Raw genomic sequence first — 20,370 nt, 5'->3', positions numbered from 1 at the left:
CCTTGGCGGCCGGATATTGAACTGCATCAGCAACTTTTACCGCCCCGGCCTACTGTCAGAGAGAAAAGGCGAGCCGAAGAACAGACGGTTGGAATGACACTCATTCAGTTGTCCGCCCGCACGAATAATCGAAGCCTCCGCTAATATCTCCGTCGGATTGATAAAGGGGCCCTCAAACTTGTATAAATATTGTGCAGATGAGAGTTCCGTACATCCTAGCAGGAAAGCATCCGCCCCCTTGTTCTTTAATTCTTCAACACATTCAAAAAACAAATCCGTACCGGCATCGTAATTTCCGTTTTTAATGACTTCATAAATGAATTTCATTAGTTTTTGTTGCTTTTTTTCCGGAACAACGATTTTAATGGCTAACCGGTGATAACAGTGTTCATAGATTTTAGTTTTTAGCGTTCCGTCTGTCGCCATAATTCCGACAACCGTTTCCTGTCCGTATTTTTGCTTTGTGTCTTTCGCGGTCTCTTCAATCATGTTAATAAACGGGATATGCACTTTCGCCTGAATCGCATCTATAAAATAGTGTGCCGTATTGCAGGGCATGATTAAAAAATCGGCGCCGCCCTGCTCTAATCGTTCAGCGGATTTTATCAGCTCCGGCCGGGGATCTTCACCATTGCCGATGATTGCCTCCGTTCGGTCGGGAATACGGGTATTGCTGTCAATCAAGACATGGATATGGTCCTGATCCTTTGCTGCCTTCGTTCGGGCAATGATGCGGCGATACAGATCACTTGTTGCCAGAGGCCCCATTCCGCCGATTATTCCGATTGTTTTCATGTTATGATGTTTCTCCTTTCGTTTGTTTTGTGTTTTGTATCTATCGACCGACGATCGACGCGATTAGAGTAAAAAGTGGATGGATAGCATACCGATGCCAACTGCGCAGGCGGTCGAAATAAGACCGGGAAGCATAAAGCTGTGATTCAATAAATATTTGCCGACATGCGTCGTTCCTGTCGTATCAAAATTGAGCGCTGCAACAACCGTGGGATAGTTCGGGATGAAGAAGTAGCCATTGACCGCCGGGAACATGGCAGCTAACAGTGCAGGATTGATGCCGAGCGTGATGCCGAGCGGCATAAGTGTCTGAACCGTTGCCGCCTGACTGTACAAAAGTATGGAGAGAATAAATAGGGCAAAGACAAACAGCCAGGGTGCCGCATGAACGATTGTGGAAATGTTTCCCGTAATAAATTTTGCATTGCCTTGGAAAAATGTGTCCCCCATCCAGGCAATGCCGAAAATCGCCACGACAGCGGCAGCGCCAGCCTTGAATACGCTGCCTGATACAACCTTCTCGACGTCTCCTTTACAGATCAGAAGAATACATGCTGCGGCCGTCAGCATAATAATTTCAATGGTGACAGGCATTCCCATCCGAGTAAACTTTCCATCGACCATCCACCCCGGACGGAGGTTCGAAAAAGTGCCCATAAGGACAACAAATAAAGCGGCGCAAAGGAATAATACACAGGATATTTTGGATGCTTTCGTCGCTACGTAGGCCTTTTTTTCTTTGTTTATCGGATCGATCAGTTTCTCTTGCAGACGTTTTAAATAGACCGGATCGTCTTTCAGCTCTTTACCCATTTTGTTAGATACTAGTGCAGCAATCATGACGCCAATAAAAGTAGCGGGAACGCAAATCATCATAATCTTAGGCAGACTAATGCCAAAAGGATCCAGTAACGCCACCATAGCAACGGTTGCTGCCGATATCGGGCAGGCCGTGATTGCCTGCTGCGATGCAATGACGGATACTGACATGGACCTTTCAGGCCGTTCGCCGCATTCTCTGGACACTTCGGCAATTACCGGTAAAATGGCATAGGCAACATGCCCGGTGCCTGCCAAAAACGTAAACAAATAGGCGATGATCGGCGCGAGAAAATTAATGTATTTTGGATGACTGCGTAAGATTCTTTCAGCTAGACTGACCAAATAATCCATGCCGCCAGTAGCTTGCAGGCATCCGGCCGTTGTCACAACCGACAGAATCATCAGCATGACATCAATCGGTGCAGTTGCGGGCTGAAGGCCGAAAATATATACAAAGATAGCTAATCCTACCCCGCCCATCACTCCAAGGCCCAGACCGCCGATCCGTGCACCTACGACGATGCACGCCAATAAAATGATTAATTCAATCCAAAACATACGTTCTTTACCTCCCGTCATTTCTCATTTGAAAATCGTGATCCTTTCATATTTCAAAAACGAAGAAGGTTCTATTGACTTCTAATCTGGATGCGAAGGAATGGATGATTTGCCCCCGAAGATTTTAAATCGCCTTTGTTTCCCGATTGATGTCTTCTGGAACCGTTTTCACTATATAAGCCGGGCGACAAATAAAGACAAAAAGATACAAAAACAGACTTAATGTTCAAAAAAGCGTCATGAAAATGCGGTAAATATTTTTACTGGATGAACGCATTCGCTGTGTATTCATAGAAGAGATATCTTTCTGGATGTACTGATAATAGAGGGGGTTTTCGTATAACAACTTCGAAATTACCGGAGCTGTTATAAGTTATAATAAAAGATGGAACGAAGGAATGAAGTTGAGCAAGTCCCCGTAATCAGGGTGATGAGCATAAATGGAAAAGAAACATCGGATTTTAATGAGCGAAAAAGCGATTGTTTATTTCATCATGACAATAATCGTACCGGTAGCGGGGGAATTCAGATTCTATCCATTGCAGGGGATTTTTCGCGTCAGTCTGGGAACACCGATTTTCCTTTTTTTTCAACTGTGGTTCAAGAATATCAGGTCTGCTCCGGCCGGCTGCGCGGCCGGAGTCTCCGTTGTTCTATTCCGAACCCTACTGATTGAGTTAAGCTCCCATACACAATATAAAGAAGCTATGATTCTTTGCTTTCCGGCTCTTTTTTATTATCTTGTTTACGGATGGTTATTCCATGTATGTAAAGTCAGACAGAACCTGCGTTTCCCCCTTCTTGCAGGTCTATTAACAACAGGAATTGAAATTATCTCCAGCCTTGTGGAAATCGTGATAAGAGCTGCTTTATATCAGGATAAAATTACGTTAAGCGGATTGCTCCTCATTTGCTTAGTTGCGTTCATTCGCAGTTTTTTTGTTCTCGGATTATTTTATATCATCATTTTTTCTAAAGTTGTGAAGGCTGAAGAAGCATTACAGACTAAAAATGAAAAAATGCTGTTCCATTTTTCTAACTTGATGGTAGAAACTGTTCAATTAAAGAAATCATTGCGTAATATCGAGCAACTGACAAAGAATTGTTATGGACTGTATAATTTTTCAAAAAATGTAAACGATCTCATTGCCAAAAGAGCACTTGAAATAGCCACGGAGGTGCATGAAATAAAAAAAGATCATCAGCGTATCTATACCGGATTGGTCGAACTGATGAAAAAAGATGAAACATCTGATTATATGAGCATCGACGATATTTTAGCTATTATTGTCTCTTCCAATAATAGCTATCAGCATTTTTCAGGAAAAAAGATAAAGTTTGCCGTCACCGTTTGTGGTAAGCATCCTTTATACAATGCTTATTTTCTTTTGTCTGCAATCAATCATCTCGTTACAAACGCAGTTGAGGCGATTGAAAAATCAGGATCGATCACTTTGACGGCCGGCAGCCAATTAAATCTTCTTATTATCAAAATAACAGATGATGGGCCGGGGATAGCAGAAAGAGGACGCAAATTAATTTTCCAGCCTGGTTTTACGACAAAATTTGACTCGGCTGGAAATGCTTCAACAGGAATTGGCTTAACCTACGTTAAAGATTTTATTGAACATCTCGGAGGCACGATTGAACTTGATCAGCATACAAAATCAGCAAAAACATCATTTATTGTCGCTTTGCCGATTGATCGTATTAGCGAAAAGGGAGGCATATAATCGATGAGATTTTTTATTGCGGACGATAATGATTCTATTCGCGCCATTCTATCAAACATTATAGAAGATGAAAAACTGGGAACTGTCGAAGGGGAGACCGCCGACGGATCCAAAGTATGCACAGAGGTTCTGATGTCAAGACAAATTGATATATTGCTGCTTGATCTTTTAATGCCCCAGCGAGACGGCATTGAAATCATACGGTCTATCATGCCGGCCTATAATGGAAAAGTAGTCGTTATTTCACAAGTCGAGACCAAAGATTTAATCGGCAAAGCATTCTCATACGGCATCGACTACTATATTTTGAAACCCATCAACAAATTGGAAATCGTCAATATTGTGAATAAACTGCGAGAACGTATTTTACTCGAAAACTCAATTCAAGATATCTACAAACGTGTCGAACAAGTAAAAATAGAACTGCCCAGGCGAAAAATAGCTGTAAAAGAGAACAATCACAACGGTATTCGCGAAAGAGGAAAACATTTATTAATTCAACTTGGCGTCACCTATGGGAGAGGTTACGTAGAACTTCTTGATCTTCTTGAGGCCATATCAAACATTGAAGACGAAAGGCAGGATAAAATGGAATCTATACCTTTAAAAACACTTTTTAAAAGCTCTTGCCTGAAGAAATACGGAAACAGTAATCATCTGCCCAGAATGATTCAATCAGCCGAACAAAGCGTGAGGCGGGCAGTCCATCAATCTCTGGATCATATTGCAGCCTTAGGTGTGGAGGATTATTCAAATCCTGTCTTCGAACGCTTTGCACCTCAGTTTTTTGATTTTAAACAAATACGAATAAGGATGCAGCAAATACAAAATCCATTAAAAATCAAGGAATGGGAACATGTCCATATTAATATCAAAAAATTTATTCAATCCTTATATTTTGAAGCAATCAAAAAAGACGAGTTTCGTTAAATAAAATCCGCTGTATCCATTCCTTAATGAACAGATCCCTTGAAGCCGGATGGAACAGTTTCCTGTAAAGTAGACAGTCTAAAGATAAAACTACCGGGAGATGACTGATAGACCAGCTAAAACGACCGATAAATCGAATGCGACAGCCGATAAACTGCGCCTAACGGTCGAGCACGACGGCCGGTAAACTGCTAAACGGCCCGCTACGGCCGATCATGGACAGAGATGCGATCCATACCCAGCCAGACCGCCGGCCAGTCTCGCCCCGAAAAAAGAATGAATCGCCCTAAAGCAGTGAACGATCGCCCTAGAATGGTCTCGATTCGCCCTATTCTGACGGAGTATCACCCTGTCATGAGTTTAAACCAATCGGGTACAGCTTACTGTTCCGATATTCGTACTTATTGATTCCAGTCCGTTTACTGGCGATTATTTGGCTGTTACTGTCGATTTTCTGACGGTTATTGTTGATATTCTGTATTTTATTGATGATAAACGTCGATTTACTGCCGATATCCAGCGTCTTCCAGCGATTTCGGTCTCGATTCACAGAGATATTCGGCAGGCCGAAAAAAAAGATCGGGCGTTTCCGCCAGATGACGCCTGTTCGTGCACGATATCCCCTTTTCAGAGGGAAAAATCACCGTTCACAGGAACATTCAAAAGAATAGGCTGGCGTTCGCGCCAACCGATCACTTTTCGAAATAATTGGGAACGCTTTCAGATCGGCTCAACCGGATATATACTCATTATTCGTAAAATCGTTTGATAGGGTAGAGTTTTCGACCGCTTTTATCGAATATAATATAAGTGAAACCTTTTTGAAACCTTTTTGCTCTTGTGCATGGGCGATCAAATGGGGCTACGGGAGTACAGAAAATCGCATGTTTTTCCCCGAAGTCTTCTTTCCTTTTTAGCAATATACTGTACATGAGTAAATCGTCGGGTCAGGTCCTTCGGCCAGGTTAAGGAAAAACCGGCGCGGCGGATGGCTTTGCGATAAAGTCGGCCGAAAGAAAATCTATGAATACGATTTGCTTTGCTATATTGTCGGCATCATCATTCTTGTAAGCGCTTCTTCATCATGGATGCTGATTCTCGGCTACGTCATTATGGGCCTGTCTGTCGGGGCCGACATCCCGGCTTCCTGGACAATCATCGCCGAGAATGCGCAAAATAAAAACCGGAGCAGACATGGCGGTGCGGCTCAGTCTCTCTGGGCGGTGGGCGTCATGGTGACACTTTTAATCGCGTCCCTGACAACGCCATTAGGGATTGGGGGCGTACGTATCGTATTCCTTCATCTGGCTCTTGTCGCCCTTATAACCTGGCTGATGCGCACCGACATGCCGGAATCCAAAGTCTGGATCAGCGAACGCCAAAAAATAAAACAAGGATCTTTTGATCCGTACAAGGTGAAGCTATCCAGCCTTTTTAAAGGTCAAAATCTGAAGGACCTCATCTTTCTGATTGTTCTCTTCGGCGTATGGAACTTTGCGGCAGGTACGAACGGTTTCTTCCTCCCGTATCTGCTTAAGAATTTCGGCAATCAGACCCAGGTAACCAGCCTGATCTTTCAACTGTGCGAATATGCGGTCACGTTTCTTGCCTGTACTTTTATCTTCATGAAATTTGCCGATAATCCTAAGGCACGAAGATGGCTGTTTCTTTCCGGAGCAGGGCTCTGTGTGCTTGCCATGTCGCTTTTTGCATTCTTCCCGCTGAATACCGGTATCGCAATCCTCTTTGTTCTCTTTTGGGGCTACGGCAACGGCTGCGGTGAACAGCAATTTTATCAGATCTGGGCCAGCGAGCTCTTCCCGACGCGATTCCGTTCGACGGCGCAGGGCTTTATGTGGGCCGTCATTCGTGTCTCGCTCGGATTTTGGAGCATGTTTGTCCCGATTCTGGCAGCGATGGGATTCCATCGCCTCGGCCTGCTGATGACAGGATTCACCCTGGTATCCCTGGTGGTCGGCCTCGTTTTCATGCCGAATACGGGAGGAAAATCCTTGGGGCAGATCGAAAAGGAACAAGGACAGGCTTTGTGAAGTCCTATAGACCTTTTTGTTAAAGCGGCTCCGGCCAATAGGCCCTTGTTTTAGTAAGGGAGCAAAGAACAGCACCCCATATTTGCGGCAAAATATAACTTTTACTTTTCGTGTGTCAAATAATTCCTGACGAACCGGATCTGCTTGAAACACGGGCTGCCGACACAGCGGGCGAACTTCACGGCATCAATCAAAACGGATGAAATGCAAAACAGAGATCCTCAAAAATGTCTTTATATCAACATTTTTGAGGATTTATTGATGTTCCGCAGGTGGAGATGGCGGAAACCGCTGATCAATCGTCGAGCGCCGCCTGTTTATCAGCGGTTTCAGACCCCATCGACAAATTCACCTCTCATTTACTTCTCAAAAAGGAAAATCACCTGAGGGCCTGTTTGACTTTAGCCTCAGGTAGTCTGAAATGATAAGATCCGCCACTGTCTACGCTGAAATTCAGATAAAGTAAATTTTTGATTAATTTGATTAAATAGCTATTAAAAAACGCCCTGCTGCAGAGAAAATAGTTCGATGCCGTCTAACTATTTTCTCTTCCTTAGAATCTGTCCAAAAGGATAGCCTTTTCATTTTAGAAATTTAAAAATTCCCCGGAGCTGTTAAGGTGCAGGAGGAATAGACGTTCTCAGAACGGCTGCACCCACAAATGCCTGTCTCTTAGTCAGCAGGATCTTGAATTTTGACAATTAATCAACATATGTATACGTCATGTTAAACAGGCACAATATGTAGTATAATATATGAATTGCAAGATTAATATAGATTTCGATGAAAGAGGGCCGATTGGCTATGATCGAATTAACAGAAGATCCAATGATGCTCATGATCAAGAATACAATGGATCTAAATAATATCGAAAATGAAAATGCAAATTTAGCTGAACAAGTTTTTTCAGCACGCAACGTCCGCGTGGCAAATCATGTAACAAAGCGGTATGCGATGGATTACCTGCTGTCCGAGAATGTTCGGAAAGCGTTTCAAGATAACTGGATATACATACACGATTTCAACGCTTACGCGTCCGGCAATCACAACTGTTTGACCCTTGATCTTGCTGAGGTGCTGGCGGGCGGATTTAAAACGAATAATGCCGACATTCGCGAACCGAATTCGATTTCCAGCGCCATGCAGCTGACTGCAGTGATTATGCAGTGCCAGAGCAATCTGCAATTCGGCGGCATTGCCGTCGGGACGCTGGATCTTGATCTCGCGCCTTATGTCGACAAATCATTCCGCAAACATTTTGCCGTTGGGTTGAAATACATTTATGATACGGAAAAAACCGGGACCGCCGATTCAGCCGTTCATTTTCTGGATACGAAGGACGATTATCCGGCCGGACATCCCTACCGCCGGGCGCTGCTTTATGCGTGGGACAAAACAACGGAAGAGGCTCATCAGGGGGCGGAAGCGCTGATTCATAATTTGAACAGCCTGCAGTCGCGTGCCGCCGATCAGCTGCCGTTTACATCGATCAATTACGGAACGGATACTTCGCCTGCCGGCCGTCTTGTGTCCAGGAGTGTGCTTGATGCGACCATTGAGGGCGTCGGTGCCCACCATTTGACGCCGATTTTCCCCGTTCAGGTTTTTCAGTATTATAAGGGGATCAATGATCGGCCCGGCACGCCGAATTACGATTTGTTCAAACTGGCGCTGAAGTGTTCTTCGATGCGGATGTTTCCAAACTATGCAAATTGTACAGCCAGCTATTTTAAAAAACCGACGTGCAAACAAGAAATTTTTAACACGATGGGCTGCCGGACGCAGCTGGCCGACGACCGCTTCGGCGTCATCGGCAATCAGGGCCGCGGCAACATTTCGCCGGTAACGATCAACCTGGCGAAAATCGGCATTGAACATGGTACTTGTCTAGGCATACGTCAGAAGCCGGACATCGAAGGATTCTGGCGGACATTCGATCGCGTGCTCGAAGTCGCGACTCAGGCGCTCGTTGATCGATTTGAATATCAGGGGCGCCAGCCGGCGAAATCGGCGCCGTTTATGTATGAAAATCAATTGATGAAAGGGAAAAAACTTGACCCGGACGAACCGGTCCGCGAAGTCTTGAAACATGGCACGCTCGCTTTCGGCCTGCTTGGCCTGTCAAACTGCATGGCAGCAATGTTCGGTAAGCATCAGTTTGAGGACGATCAGGTCTGGGAGTTTGCCTATTCCATTTATAAACATGTTGAAGCTTACAAAAATGCGATGTCGGAAAAATATGATCTGAATTTTTCGGTCTATTCAACACCCGCGGAAAACTGCTGTTATTCCATTTACAATCGGCTTGTAGAAGAATACGGAGAAATCAAAGGGGTCATTGATCACGGATACCTGACCAACTCGTTTCATTGCCCGGTCTGGTATCCAATTTCAGCAGAAGAAAAGATTCGCAAGGAAGCACCTTTTCATAAAATTTCCAGGGGCGGCGCCATTACTTACGTCGAAGTCGACGCTTCGACACAGCACAACATTCCGGCAATGGAACAGCTTGTCAATGCCGCGATGGCCAATGATATTTCTTATTTTGCAATGAATGTGCAGATTGACACTTGCCGTGTCTGCAGCTATCAGGGCATCATAGATCACGAATGCCCGAAATGCGGCAGCAGCAACATTGAACGTCTGAGACGCATCACCGGCTATCTGACAGGAAGCGTTGAACGGATGAATGAAGGCAAGCAGCGGGAAGTTGCTGATCGTGTGAAGCATACAGGTAATGGGCACATTTTATTTGATTGGAGAAACTGATGGTGCAGCAACTTGTTCAGCCGGAGAAAGACTTGCGGATCTTACAAATATATCGCGACTCGGTTGCTGATGGGCTTGGATTACGGACGGTTATTTTCTTTGCCGGTTGCGGCCAGAATCCAAAATGTCCGCTTTGCCAAAATCCTGAATCGTGGGACGCCTCATCAGGCAAAGCGGTCGCGATGGAGCGGTTGATTGCATTGGCGACACAGACCAAAAATAATGAGATTACCTTTTCCGGAGGAGATCCGCTCACCTATCAGTTTGATCATGCACTTGAGGCAGCGCGGATTTTAAAGACACAATATGGCAAGAATATCTGGCTGTATACAGGTTACCGCTGGGAATTTATCCGTCATTCACGGCGACTTTCACAGATTCTGCCCTATATCGATGTACTGGTTGACGGACGTTTTGTGGCGAAGCTTCGCGATATTTCTCTGAAATTCCGCGGTTCCTCCAATCAACGGATTATCGATGTTCAGGAAAGTCTGAAACGGAATCAAGTGATGGACATCATTGATCAGATCGACTGAATGCTATGCCCGCCATGGATGTATCAAAGAAAAGAGGCTGACCTTTTGGGACAGCCTCTTTTAATTTTATATTTTTTCGCTCCGTAACTTTATAAGAAAAGAGACCGTTTTTCTTTGATTACAAATCCACCAGGAAGACAAATCACGACTTCTGACGCTGGCGGAAAGCTTTAGCCATTTCCCGCTCAGCTGTTTGTTTTTTCATGCTCTCACGCTTATCATACATTTTTTTGCCGCGGCCGAGTCCGACAAGTACCTTGGCAAAGCCGTTTTTAACATAGACTTTGAGCGGAATCAGCGCATATCCGGGCTTATCTGCTTTCGTACCGAGTTTATTGATCTCTTTCTGATGCATAAGCAGTTTGCGCGTACGCAATGGTTCATGATTATACCTGTTTCCCTGTTCATAGGTGCTGATGTGCATATTGTACACGAACGCTTCGCCGTTTTCGATCCGCGCGAAAGCATCCTGAATATTCACTTTGCCGCGCCGGATAGACTTAATCTCCGTGCCCTGAAGCACAATTCCCGATTCCACGGTTTCTTCAATAAAATAATCGTGACGCGCCTTGCGGTTCTGTGCCAGCACCCGGTTTTCATTTTTTTCCATCTTCTTCATCTGCCTCCTGCTGCAAGGGTCAAGCTGCGAGCTGCCGCTGGAAAGCCGGCTGCACGGATTCGATTAGCCGAACCGCCGATTTTGAACAATCCTCACATTAATTGAGCGTTTCCATTATAATCTTAAACGATCCCGGTAGGCAAATCCGGCCATCGGGTTCCTTCATTTGATTTTTTTCTTCAGAATGAAGTCGGGTCCGGGAAACAACTGTCGTAAGAAAGAATGCCATTAGAAAAATATCGAACGGGGATCTCCGGTTCCAGGCTGCTTGACGTGCCTGTCTGTACCCAGACCAGACCCACTGCAGAACAAAGACTGAACAAAGACTGATGCCAAACGGGTCCGGGCAGGCCGGCCTCACCCAGTACTTCATCAATCACATGCACGCCATCATCCCGGCAGTCGATCGTCACCGCCCGATCGCAAGGGTTGTGCATCTCCTGATCCGCGCTGCCCATCGTGACTGAAAGATCAGCTGACAGAATGGCTTTGCTGAACACTGAAGGTGCGCGTTTCTCATAAAGCCGGCCGATTCCGCTTGCCGGTACATAGATATTATTCTGCGTATAAACCTTTATATAATAATGTTTTTCAGCGAGATATGCAACAGTTTCCAGTGCTTCGCGCACCGATTGAGAGAATCGATCCCAGCAGTCTGCCGCTCTCTTGAGTGAATCGCTGCTCCGTTGATATCAATAATAACGCATTTCCATATCCGATTCCGATCAGATGGCGGATATCAAAGAATACCAGCCAGCGCCTTCAGATGCTCCAGCTGATCTCCCGGTTTTTACTAAGCAGCGTACCATCCATATTTGCAGTAACCACTTTGATCATTGCCTGATCGCTCCAATTCATTTATCCGTTTCTTTGAGGGAGAGAGAATTTTTCAGACAGATTATCCATTTTATTAAAAACATGATAGCCGCGCCCGGAAACAATCAGTTGATAGAATCCAACAAATACCATTCAATCTATTGTCAAGTATATCAAATGACCGAATGTAAATCTAACGCTCTTCCTTGACCGGTTATCGTTTTGATCATACTTCGTACGACGAATCCATTACTTTTTTCAGATCAGGGTATAATTAATTTAGGGGGTATTTATCGGCGTCAATGCTTCGCGCATAGAATCCGTTCTTAAATCGGCACGCTGCGTTCCGGGTAAAGTTCCCTTCAGGTTTTGATAATATTCTGTTTTTCTTGTTTTAAGGAGGAAATGATATGAGCAAAACAATACTGATTTCAAATCGATTGCCGGTAACCGTCAATAAAGAAGGCGATCAGCTGACCTTCAGTGAAAGCATCGGCGGACTTGCAACCGGTTTAAAAAGCTATCAAAAAGAATCCGGAAGTCCGTGGATCGGGTGGTCAGGGATCGCCGAGGAGTCGCTGACCCAGCAGGATAAAAGGCAGATAACGAGTGAACTCAGCACAAATTATCACTGTGTCCCCGTTTCCCTGACGGAAGATGATCTCGAAAAATATTACTTTGGTTTCAGTAATAATACCATTTGGCCGCTGTTCCACTATTTTCCTAATAAAACGCATTATGATTTCAGGACGTGGGAAGCCTATCAACGGGTGAACCGTAAATTTTTTGAGGCAGTGGATCCAATCATGGACGAGGAGGATATGGTATGGATCCATGATTATCAACTGATGCTGCTGCCGCAAATGATCAGGGAAAAATATCCGAAAGCAAAAATTGGTTTTTTCCTCCACATTCCTTTCCCTTCTTACGAAATCTTCCGCACACTCATCTGGCGCGAAGAAATTCTGCACGGACTGCTTGGTGCCGATTTAATCGGTTTTCACACCTATAATTATGTCCGCCACTTCTTTAGTACATGTACGCGGCTATTAGGGTTAGGTCATAAGATTAACGCGATCAGCTATGAAGACCGAACCGTTCATATCGGTGTTTTCCCCATGGGCATTGACTATGATTTCTTTGCAAGCCACTCGGTAGATACCCTCCGTGAAGAGTCCTATGAGAACATGAAAGGTATGAGAACGCTGCTTTCGATCGATCGTCTCGATTACACTAAGGGCATTCCCGAGAAGCTCAAGGCTTATAAGCGGCTTCTTGCCAAATATCCGGAATACAAAGAAAAGGTGCGTTTTAATCTGATCGTTGCTCCTTCCCGTGAAAAGGTCGATTCCTATGAAAAACTGCGTCAGCAGATTACCGAGCTGGTCGGTGAGATCAACGGCATGTACGGAACCGTTAATTGGATGCCTGTCTGGTTTTATTTTCAATCCTTTTCTCAGGAAAAACTGATCTCTTTCTATCGCCACTCGGATGTACTGGTGGTGACTCCTTTGCGGGACGGCATGAATCTGGTCGCTAAGGAATATGTCGCTGCCCGCACGGATCGGCTGGGCATGGTCGTCATCAGTGAGACGGCAGGCGCGGCCAGTGAATTAGGCGAAGCCGTCATTGTCAATGCGAATGACTACAACGCGATTGCCATAGGAATTAAAAATGCCCTCGAGATGCCGGCAGAAGAAAAAATCTCCCGGAATAAGATCATGCAGGACCGTTTGAAACGGTACAATATTCATTTCTGGGTTCATACGTTTCTGGAGGCCCTGTCGCGCAGCACCCGTGAAAAGGAAGCAACTGTTCAAATCGATCTGAACCGGGATCGTTCAAGCATCGTCAATGCGTACCAGGGAGCCGGCAAAAGAATTTTATTTCTCGATTATGACGGGACATTGGTCGATTTTGCACCGACACCGGAGCTGGCAAAACCTGATGGCAGGCTTCTCAATCTGCTTCAGACCCTTTCAACAGATCCGAAAAATACCATTGTCATTACATCAGAAAGAGATAAAAGGCCATTAACTCAATGGTTCAGCCGCATGAATCTTCATCTGGTTTCTTCCCATGGACTATGGCTGCTTCATCCGAATCAGGACTGGCAAATGACCGTCCCGCTCAGTAACGAATGGAAACGATCAATCCGGCCGATTCTTCAAGTATATACAGACCGAATGCCCGGATCTTTTATTGAAGAAAAGGATTATTCCCTTGCCTGGCATTACCGTTTCTGTGAACCGGATGCCGTCGATACCTGGCTGCCAAGCATTAAAGCCAATCTTATGAACATGATCAGCTCATTGAATCTGGGTATCTTGCAAGGAAAGAATGTGCTTGAAATCAAGGACAACCGGATCAGCAAGGGATCTGTAACGCCCCTCTTTCTGCGTGACCAGAATTATAATTTTATTTTCGGTATCGGCGACGATCAATCGAATGAGGATCTTTTTCGTTCTCTTCCTGAAGATGCTTATTCCATCAAAGTCGGTTCAGGAGACTCGCAGGCAGCCTATCGTCTAAAATCCTGGAAAGCTGTTCGTCAACTTTTGCAGCAATTTGCTGAAACAAAGAAACAGACGGATACAAAGTCTTCCCACTTGACTGCCCGCTAAATTTCATTGCTATCGAGACAGGCCATCGCCTTCCTATCCTGTTCCAGGATGTGAAAACGATGGCCTTTTGCCGATTATTCAATTTTAAAACGGAAGATAATAAAAAAAAAGTTGTTTCAAATCGAATAGGATTAAACCCCTCATTTACCCCTCAAACTTCGCAAAAGTGTACTGGAGTTATTATAAATGGGTATTTAAAAATCCCTCTAAAAAGGGATTTTTTGGGGTGTGTCAGTCATAGTGTACCAACACCAGAATGGAGACGGTGGGAATCGATACCTTAAATTTTCTCTTGATATTACAGCATTTTTAAACATGCTGCGCAAAATTTGCGCAAAATGTTTTTTTTTGAGCAAAACTTTTATGAGTTTATTTTGTTCTTTTCAGTCGAGTTTCAATAAAGTTCAAATACGTCTTTCTTTTACTGCTGTGAGTAAATAAAATATTGTTAATTCTATTCCACTCTGCATATACTTGGATTTTCCTCTACAACTCCTTGCAAAGTTGGCTGCCTTAGAGAGTGTCCAATACTCCATTCAATATAATGCACTTTGACTGTCAGCAGCGGCTTCAGCCAACGAATGTTTTTCTTTTCCGGAAAATTGACAAAGGGGCTATGCTCGTCTTCCAGGCGAGCAGCCTGTTCTGCAAAAAGCTGCCACTCCCTTGCAGTCAACTTTCCAGGCCCACAATGGCCAATATAGATGAGTTGATTGTCCGTGTTATATAGCCCCAGCAGAATTGAATGGACGTTACTCTCCCCGTAGGAGAGGCCACCAACCACCGCAACAACATCTTTATAATTTTTTATCTTTCGCCAGTTCGCATTTTGATGCCCGATCCAATAGGAACTGTCGATTTTTTTTGCGACAATTCCCTCCATATCCAATTGTCGAATCTTGTTGAACAGTTCACGACCCTTGGCATAATTAGGAGTCAGCTGTATATTCTCTGATGGAGTGAGAATATCTCTAAGTATATCCAAACGACTTTTTAAAGGAAGGTCAGTCAGCCAATTCCCGTTGTAATAAAGAAGATCAAAGACCATGTAGTAGACCGGTATGTTCTCCATAGTTAAACTTATCCGATTCGCTTTCCGTATACTATCCCGCTTCATTATTTCATGAAATGAGGGCCGCCCTTCTTGATTGAGCGCAATGGCTTCTCCGTCCAGAATAAATGATTGAGCTCGAACAAGGTTTCTACTATTGACAATTTCAGGAAAAGTTGCCGTTCTTTCATTTTTTCGTCGATTGAATAACCGCACATCTTTCTCGTTGCAATACATCAGAACTCTTACTCCATCCCATTTTGCCTGATACACCCATTCCGGACCTGCTGGAATGGTTTCAGACTGAACGGGTTCAAAGGGAACAATAGGATCAAAATCCATGATTTTACCTGCTTAAACGAGGATACCTAAAATTGAAGGCCGCAAAAATGATATGTACATTATTATGTCATAGGTTTATGTTGTACTAAATGTCAAAAATTATAATCAAACATCCTTCAGGATATTAAGCATATTTTTACGCCTAGTCTGGTGAATATCCCTGACTGTTTTGGATCAAAGCGCCGATCAGATGATGCCAGTGATTGGCATCCTTCTTTGCCTTTTGGTATGAATTATTCCGATTTTCGACTCCCTTGTTGTCTTCAAAAAACACTATTTGGTACCTAGAAGCGTTCAAATCATTTACAATCACTTCAAGAACGACCCTTTTTATCAATTGTCGACGTTTCGTTTTGCCTGTCATGGCCATAAAAGCAGCTCCCTTGTCTCCCGCAAGCATGCCGCCTACTGCGGCCCGTTCAAGAGTATGAGGCTTGTCAACGATCGTTTCATCTTCTTGAATAACACGTGAGGAGATGAGGTTTATAAAATCAATGGCTCGATGCCGAAAGGGCTCATAGCCATACTTTGTACAGATAACAAGTTTTTTTTGAGCGTAATCCAGGCACAAAGCCCGTTGGTCATCATAATCGGAAATGATATGAGTTTCAGTAAACGAATAGGGAAGTGAATAGACGAATTCCCTAAAATGATCCTCTTGTTCTTCCTCTTCATTAGTCATTTTTTCCATAAACCTAATGAATGCATAAAAAAACAAACCAAATACGGCAATGATCCAGAAAAAAGCACTCATTTTTTCATCTCCCCTCCAAATCATTTCATGATTTCATTTTAACATGTTATTTCATTATTTTGGAAAAATGCTTTAATCAGATATATATACTGATACAGTTTTCTGGGCCCTGGATAATTCATATAACAACAATTTAAGGCGCATATTTAAGTTTGAATATGATGTTTTATCTTCAAGGATATAATTTCCGTTGAATATAGAACGTATATTCTTATATAATAATTCACGAGGTGAATCACATGGCAATGGATAACGAACTTCGTGAGGATGAGGAAAATATCATCAGGGAATACATTTTCCTTTCACTTATAAAATTAGCCCTTCGGCGTGATCGCACGGTGATCAATATAACAAACACGAAATTTAAGGCTTTTTATATAGCAACCATTGACGAGGCCACCCACCACCTCGCCATGGACATGCGGAGAAATAAAAATGCAATTTTCGATCATCACATCCGGATAACTCGTCGTAATTGGCTTAACTACGAAATCTACGTTCGAGGCCGTGTATTCCCAGTTCAATACCATAAGACAACTGCGGCAGAGTGGATAAATGAACGAGTGAAAGAGTATTTTAATTATTGACATGTGCATACTACGATGGATTCAGATCTATTCCTTTAACCAAATCCCTGCGTTACGCCGTAGGGATAATTTGTTTCAATTTAAAAGTTATCACAAAAAATATTCCTCTATAAGTTTAGAGGGATATTTTATGCGCTCTTTATCTGTTTACTAGCAAGGATGCCGTCCTTTTGAAAAACACGGATCTGTTTTCTATTATAGCAATAAGCCCTGACAAAGATGGTGCCAACTTCAAGAATACGGATACGACGCTGAGAGAATTGACCCTTTCTATCTAAATAGATAATCTCAACGATATCCCCGCGTTTCATGACACAATCCTCACGGTTCGCGGCCGATCATCTTCGAAGTCAATCCGTCCAGCTTGACGCAGTCTATCGAGATGTCCTTTAACCGTACTTGCGGACTTCAAGCCCACATATTCAGCTATCTCCCTTACAGATGGCGCATAGCCATGTTCCATGGTCAGCACATCAATCGCTTGAATAATCATTTCTTTTCGTTTCATTGGTCATCACCCCTTTGAATATTATACCGAACATTTGTTTTTATTTCCAGTATTTTTAGAACGTATATTCGTGTATAATAGGATCAAACCAAGAAAACGAGGGATAAGAATGGACCGTGTCATTTTCCTTGTCGACATGCAGACTTTTTACGCTTCATGTGAAAAGGCCGATTACCCAGAATTGAAGAATAAACCCGTGATTGTTGCAGGAGATCCGGAAAAGCGGAGTGGTATAGTTCTTGCAGCCTGTCCAATCGCCAAAGATCATGGAGTAAAAACGGCTGAGGGATTATGGCAGGCATTGAAAAAATGTCCCCAGGCAGTAGTCAGACGGCCGCGCATGCAGCATTACATTGATGTGTCTGTTCAGATCACTAAGATCTTTCAGTCGTTCACCGACCTTGTAGAGCCGTTTTCCATCGACGAACAGTTTATGGATGTGACAGGAAGTCTACACTCCTACAAGTCCCCTTTTGAGATGGCACTGAAAGTACAAAAAGTCATTAGTGATCAAGTGGGTGTGTATGCTCGGATAGGCATTGGGCCAAATAAAGTTCTTGCGAAAATCGCCTGCGACAATTTTGGTAAGAAGAATAATTCCGGCATCTTCGAACTAAATTTCAACAATATTGAGGAAAAGCTCTGGCCGCTACCGATCGGCAAAATGTTTGGCGTCGGCCACCGGATGGAACAGCATTTTCTTGGCATGGGCATACGAACGATCGGACACTTAGCTAATTTCCCCATCAAAGCGTTGCAGAAACGCTGGGGAATTAACGGAACACTACTCTGGCAAACAGCGCATGGTATGGATTGCTCCCCTGTTTCCCCCCACACGCATGACGGACAAAAGGCGATCGGACATCATCTGACTCTTCCCTATGATTATGAGAAAGAAGAGGACATACGGGTGATTCTTCTGGAACTCTCTGAAGAAGTTGCACGACGGACCCGGGTTAAGCATTATCGAGGAAATGTCGTGTCTGCAGGTGTTCGAGGAGCAAATTTTGACTATCCGACAGGTTTTTACCGACAAATGAAGCTTCCCTATTCCACTAACTACGGGTTGGACATTTACCATGCAGTACTAGATCTATTTAATAAACATTGGGACCGACAACCTGTTCGAAGTGTCGGCATTACACTCGCCGATCTGCAGCCTGACAATGAATTTCAGTTAGATCTGTTCGGCCGGCTCACAGAAAAAGAAAAGCTCAGTCAGGCTATGGACAGCATTTACAATAAATACGGGCGTCTAGCCATCTTCCGAGGTCCGTCCCTACTGCCGTCCAGCCAACTTAAAGAGCGTTCCAGAAAGATTGGGGGGCATTATAAATGAGAGAAAATAAATTGACGCCAGGGAAAAATCTGCGTTGGGAATCCAGCCGGATGATGCTTCCGGAACATGTTGAAGCACTCATGAAGGAACAAAAAAACTTGGAGAAAGTGGAACGGCCACATTTAAGTGAAGACAAACTCCAAAAGATTCAGCAAATATTGCTATCCGTGATCAAAACACACGAGTTTGTTGAACTGTCTTATTATCGATATGGTTTTATCAAGCAGAAAATATGTACCATAGCAAAGCTGGATCCGTTTGAAAAAATAGTACAGGTCTATGACGGCTTTGGGATGGGCTATCGGATACTGTTCAGCGATGTAGTCGGTGTCTGTGTCATACCAATCAATAACAACTCATAATTATCAGACTCTATATTTCAAAACTTATAAGTTTTGACAGTTAATAAAACACCCCCTAAGGCCAGAGTTTAGGGGGTATCATTTCTTATTGCCATAGTTTTTAGTAATGGTCCACATAGTGACAGACTAGTCATTGGTTAGGGTATTAGCCAGTTGCTCTCTGGCTTCGCTATAAGTCTTGCATTATTGTAAGCCATATCTAACGTAAAACATGTTTTTCCAAAGTAGTTCTGTCCATAATCTTTTACAACTAAAGCAACATCTACATCTTTAGTATTTAGTAAACATAAAGGAATTAAAAACTGGACTTCGCCATCATAATACTGTGGAACGGCAGTTTTATAATTAACTTCGATCTTTCTTTTTGCAACGTCTAACGCCCCATTAATTATGGTTTCTAAATTCAGTGAATCTCTGATTGCCCCTGGTAATCGCTCCTTATGTTCCCGAATATGATCCATATTTATCTCTATCCTCTTAGATGTATCAAAGATTAAATTGCTAATTTCTGAAAAGAACTTTGCCCTTTTAGGCAATGGACTAAATTGTCTATTAAGCCAAGGGTTTTTTTCTTTCAAATAACTCTTAAAAACCCATGGCTGTTGGCCTGGATTAGTATTTTTTTCAAAGTACATATATAAGTATTCATAATCATCATTAATTAAACCAGTATTAATACATGCCTGTTCCTGTTTTAAGAAAATCACTTTGTTTTTATCAGCAAGTTCTAGAGTTTCCCTTTCTTTTACCAATCTATTATATGTATGACTTAAATAGTTTACCAAAACAGGATTTGTTGAGTCGGATTCATCGTGATAATTCCATGGTTCTGTCATGATTTTACCTTTTAGTTGTTCTATTTTATTAAGAAAATTGGGGATGTAAGCAAATTCCTTTAACTCTTCAGGTAATTCCATCAGATGCACGCCCTTTTATAAAAATATTTGTCATTATTATAATACATTGTTTTAGACTCAAATATTGCAAAATGAATATTTGTGATTTAATATATGTATGTAAGGAAAATATTTGGCACATAATTAATTTTGGTGCATAGGATGTATTGTACCTTGATTTACCATTATTTTGATTTACCGTTATTTTGATTTACCGTTATTTTGATTTACCGTTATTTTGATTTACCGTTATTTTGATTTACCGTTATTTTGATTTA

Annotated in this window: 18 protein-coding genes; 9 read left to right on the top strand and 9 right to left on the bottom strand. The window is 43.2% G+C overall.

Annotated features, from left to right (window positions below):
* Window positions 1-36: 36 nt before the first annotated feature.
* Together Q6A92_RS15520 and Q6A92_RS15515 are read right to left on the bottom strand one after the other, a co-directional pair.
* On the bottom strand, window positions 37-795 hold the full coding sequence (locus Q6A92_RS15520; RefSeq protein WP_332238645.1) for an aspartate/glutamate racemase family protein: 759 nt from the start codon (window positions 793-795) through the stop codon (window positions 37-39).
* Window positions 796-858: 63 nt separating this feature from the next.
* On the bottom strand, window positions 859-2,175 hold the full coding sequence (locus tag Q6A92_RS15515) for an anaerobic C4-dicarboxylate transporter family protein (RefSeq protein ID WP_274398735.1): 1,317 nt from the start codon (window positions 2,173-2,175) through the stop codon (window positions 859-861).
* Between the two features lie 440 nt (window positions 2,176-2,615).
* Here Q6A92_RS15515 and Q6A92_RS15510 point away from each other — a divergent pair, with 440 nt between their 5' ends.
* The 5 genes from Q6A92_RS15510 to nrdG all read left to right on the top strand — a co-directional run bounded on the left by Q6A92_RS15510 (window position 2,616) and on the right by nrdG (window position 10,194).
* Window positions 2,616-3,908 carry a sensor histidine kinase gene (locus Q6A92_RS15510; protein ID WP_332238644.1) on the top strand — a complete coding sequence of 431 codons (1,293 nt, stop codon included), beginning with the start codon at window positions 2,616-2,618 and terminating at the stop codon, window positions 3,906-3,908.
* Window positions 3,909-3,911: 3 nt separating this feature from the next.
* Entirely contained in the window at window positions 3,912-4,838 is a 927-nt protein-coding gene (locus Q6A92_RS15505; protein WP_332238643.1) for a response regulator, read from the top strand.
* A gap of 938 nt (window positions 4,839-5,776) precedes the next feature.
* A complete protein-coding gene (locus Q6A92_RS15500) occupies window positions 5,777-6,889 on the top strand; it encodes an MFS transporter (protein WP_332238650.1) in 1,113 nt (370 codons plus the stop codon).
* A gap of 804 nt (window positions 6,890-7,693) precedes the next feature.
* Window positions 7,694-9,658, top strand: coding sequence for an anaerobic ribonucleoside-triphosphate reductase (gene nrdD, locus Q6A92_RS15495; RefSeq protein ID WP_332238642.1), 1,965 nt, complete (start codon window positions 7,694-7,696; stop codon window positions 9,656-9,658).
* Between the two features lie 2 nt (window positions 9,659-9,660).
* Window positions 9,661-10,194 carry an anaerobic ribonucleoside-triphosphate reductase activating protein gene (gene nrdG, locus Q6A92_RS15490; protein WP_274398711.1) on the top strand — a complete coding sequence of 178 codons (534 nt, stop codon included), beginning with the start codon at window positions 9,661-9,663 and terminating at the stop codon, window positions 10,192-10,194.
* A 142-nt stretch (window positions 10,195-10,336) separates the two neighbouring features.
* Here the strand turns inward: nrdG and smpB are convergent, their stop codons facing one another.
* The gene (smpB, locus tag Q6A92_RS15485) at window positions 10,337-10,804 is read right to left on the bottom strand and encodes an SsrA-binding protein SmpB (RefSeq protein WP_274398709.1); all 468 of its coding nucleotides are present in this window, start codon (window positions 10,802-10,804) and stop codon (window positions 10,337-10,339) included.
* Window positions 10,805-10,992: 188 nt separating this feature from the next.
* Complete coding sequence (locus tag Q6A92_RS15480) at window positions 10,993-11,442, bottom strand: hypothetical protein (RefSeq protein ID WP_332238641.1); 450 nt, start codon at window positions 11,440-11,442, stop codon at window positions 10,993-10,995.
* Window positions 11,443-12,039: 597 nt separating this feature from the next.
* On the opposite strand from Q6A92_RS15480, the gene Q6A92_RS15475 reads away from it, so the two are divergent.
* Window positions 12,040-14,253 (top strand): bifunctional alpha,alpha-trehalose-phosphate synthase (UDP-forming)/trehalose-phosphatase, encoded by a 2,214-nt coding sequence (locus Q6A92_RS15475; RefSeq protein ID WP_332238640.1) that lies wholly within the window; start codon window positions 12,040-12,042, stop codon window positions 14,251-14,253.
* Between the two features lie 454 nt (window positions 14,254-14,707).
* Here the strand turns inward: Q6A92_RS15475 and Q6A92_RS15470 are convergent, their stop codons facing one another.
* Together Q6A92_RS15470 and Q6A92_RS15465 are read right to left on the bottom strand one after the other, a co-directional pair.
* The gene (locus Q6A92_RS15470) at window positions 14,708-15,646 is read right to left on the bottom strand and encodes an ATP-dependent DNA ligase (RefSeq protein WP_332238639.1); all 939 of its coding nucleotides are present in this window, start codon (window positions 15,644-15,646) and stop codon (window positions 14,708-14,710) included.
* A gap of 142 nt (window positions 15,647-15,788) precedes the next feature.
* Window positions 15,789-16,400 carry a hypothetical protein gene (locus Q6A92_RS15465; protein WP_332238638.1) on the bottom strand — a complete coding sequence of 204 codons (612 nt, stop codon included), beginning with the start codon at window positions 16,398-16,400 and terminating at the stop codon, window positions 15,789-15,791.
* Window positions 16,401-16,639: 239 nt separating this feature from the next.
* Here Q6A92_RS15465 and Q6A92_RS15460 point away from each other — a divergent pair, with 239 nt between their 5' ends.
* A complete protein-coding gene (locus Q6A92_RS15460; RefSeq protein WP_332238637.1) occupies window positions 16,640-16,987 on the top strand; it encodes a hypothetical protein in 348 nt (115 codons plus the stop codon).
* 128 nt (window positions 16,988-17,115) lie between these two features.
* Here Q6A92_RS15460 and Q6A92_RS15455 read toward each other — a convergent pair whose 3' ends face one another.
* Both Q6A92_RS15455 and Q6A92_RS15450 read right to left on the bottom strand, forming a co-directional pair.
* The gene (locus tag Q6A92_RS15455; protein WP_332238636.1) at window positions 17,116-17,298 is read right to left on the bottom strand and encodes a hypothetical protein; all 183 of its coding nucleotides are present in this window, start codon (window positions 17,296-17,298) and stop codon (window positions 17,116-17,118) included.
* Window positions 17,295-17,495, bottom strand: coding sequence for a transcriptional regulator (locus tag Q6A92_RS15450; protein ID WP_332238635.1), 201 nt, complete (start codon window positions 17,493-17,495; stop codon window positions 17,295-17,297). The genes Q6A92_RS15455 and Q6A92_RS15450 overlap by 4 nt, the downstream gene beginning before the upstream one ends.
* Window positions 17,496-17,604: 109 nt before the next feature.
* On the opposite strand from Q6A92_RS15450, the gene Q6A92_RS15445 reads away from it, so the two are divergent.
* Together Q6A92_RS15445 and Q6A92_RS15440 are read left to right on the top strand one after the other, a co-directional pair.
* Entirely contained in the window at window positions 17,605-18,834 is a 1,230-nt protein-coding gene (locus tag Q6A92_RS15445) for a DNA polymerase IV (RefSeq protein WP_332238634.1), read from the top strand.
* A complete protein-coding gene (locus tag Q6A92_RS15440; RefSeq protein WP_332238633.1) occupies window positions 18,831-19,196 on the top strand; it encodes a YolD-like family protein in 366 nt (121 codons plus the stop codon). Before Q6A92_RS15445 ends, Q6A92_RS15440 begins: the two co-directional genes overlap by 4 nt.
* A gap of 137 nt (window positions 19,197-19,333) precedes the next feature.
* Here Q6A92_RS15440 and Q6A92_RS15435 read toward each other — a convergent pair whose 3' ends face one another.
* A complete protein-coding gene (locus Q6A92_RS15435; protein ID WP_332238632.1) occupies window positions 19,334-20,113 on the bottom strand; it encodes a DUF3825 domain-containing protein in 780 nt (259 codons plus the stop codon).
* Between the last annotated feature and the right edge of the window lie 257 nt (window positions 20,114-20,370).

This window comes from Sporolactobacillus sp. KGMB 08714 (genome assembly GCF_036598985.1).
Classification (GTDB): domain Bacteria; phylum Bacillota; class Bacilli; order Bacillales; family Sporolactobacillaceae; genus Sporolactobacillus.
The sequence above is the reverse complement of the archived record's forward strand: the minus strand, read 5'-3'. Positions and strand labels throughout refer to the sequence as shown.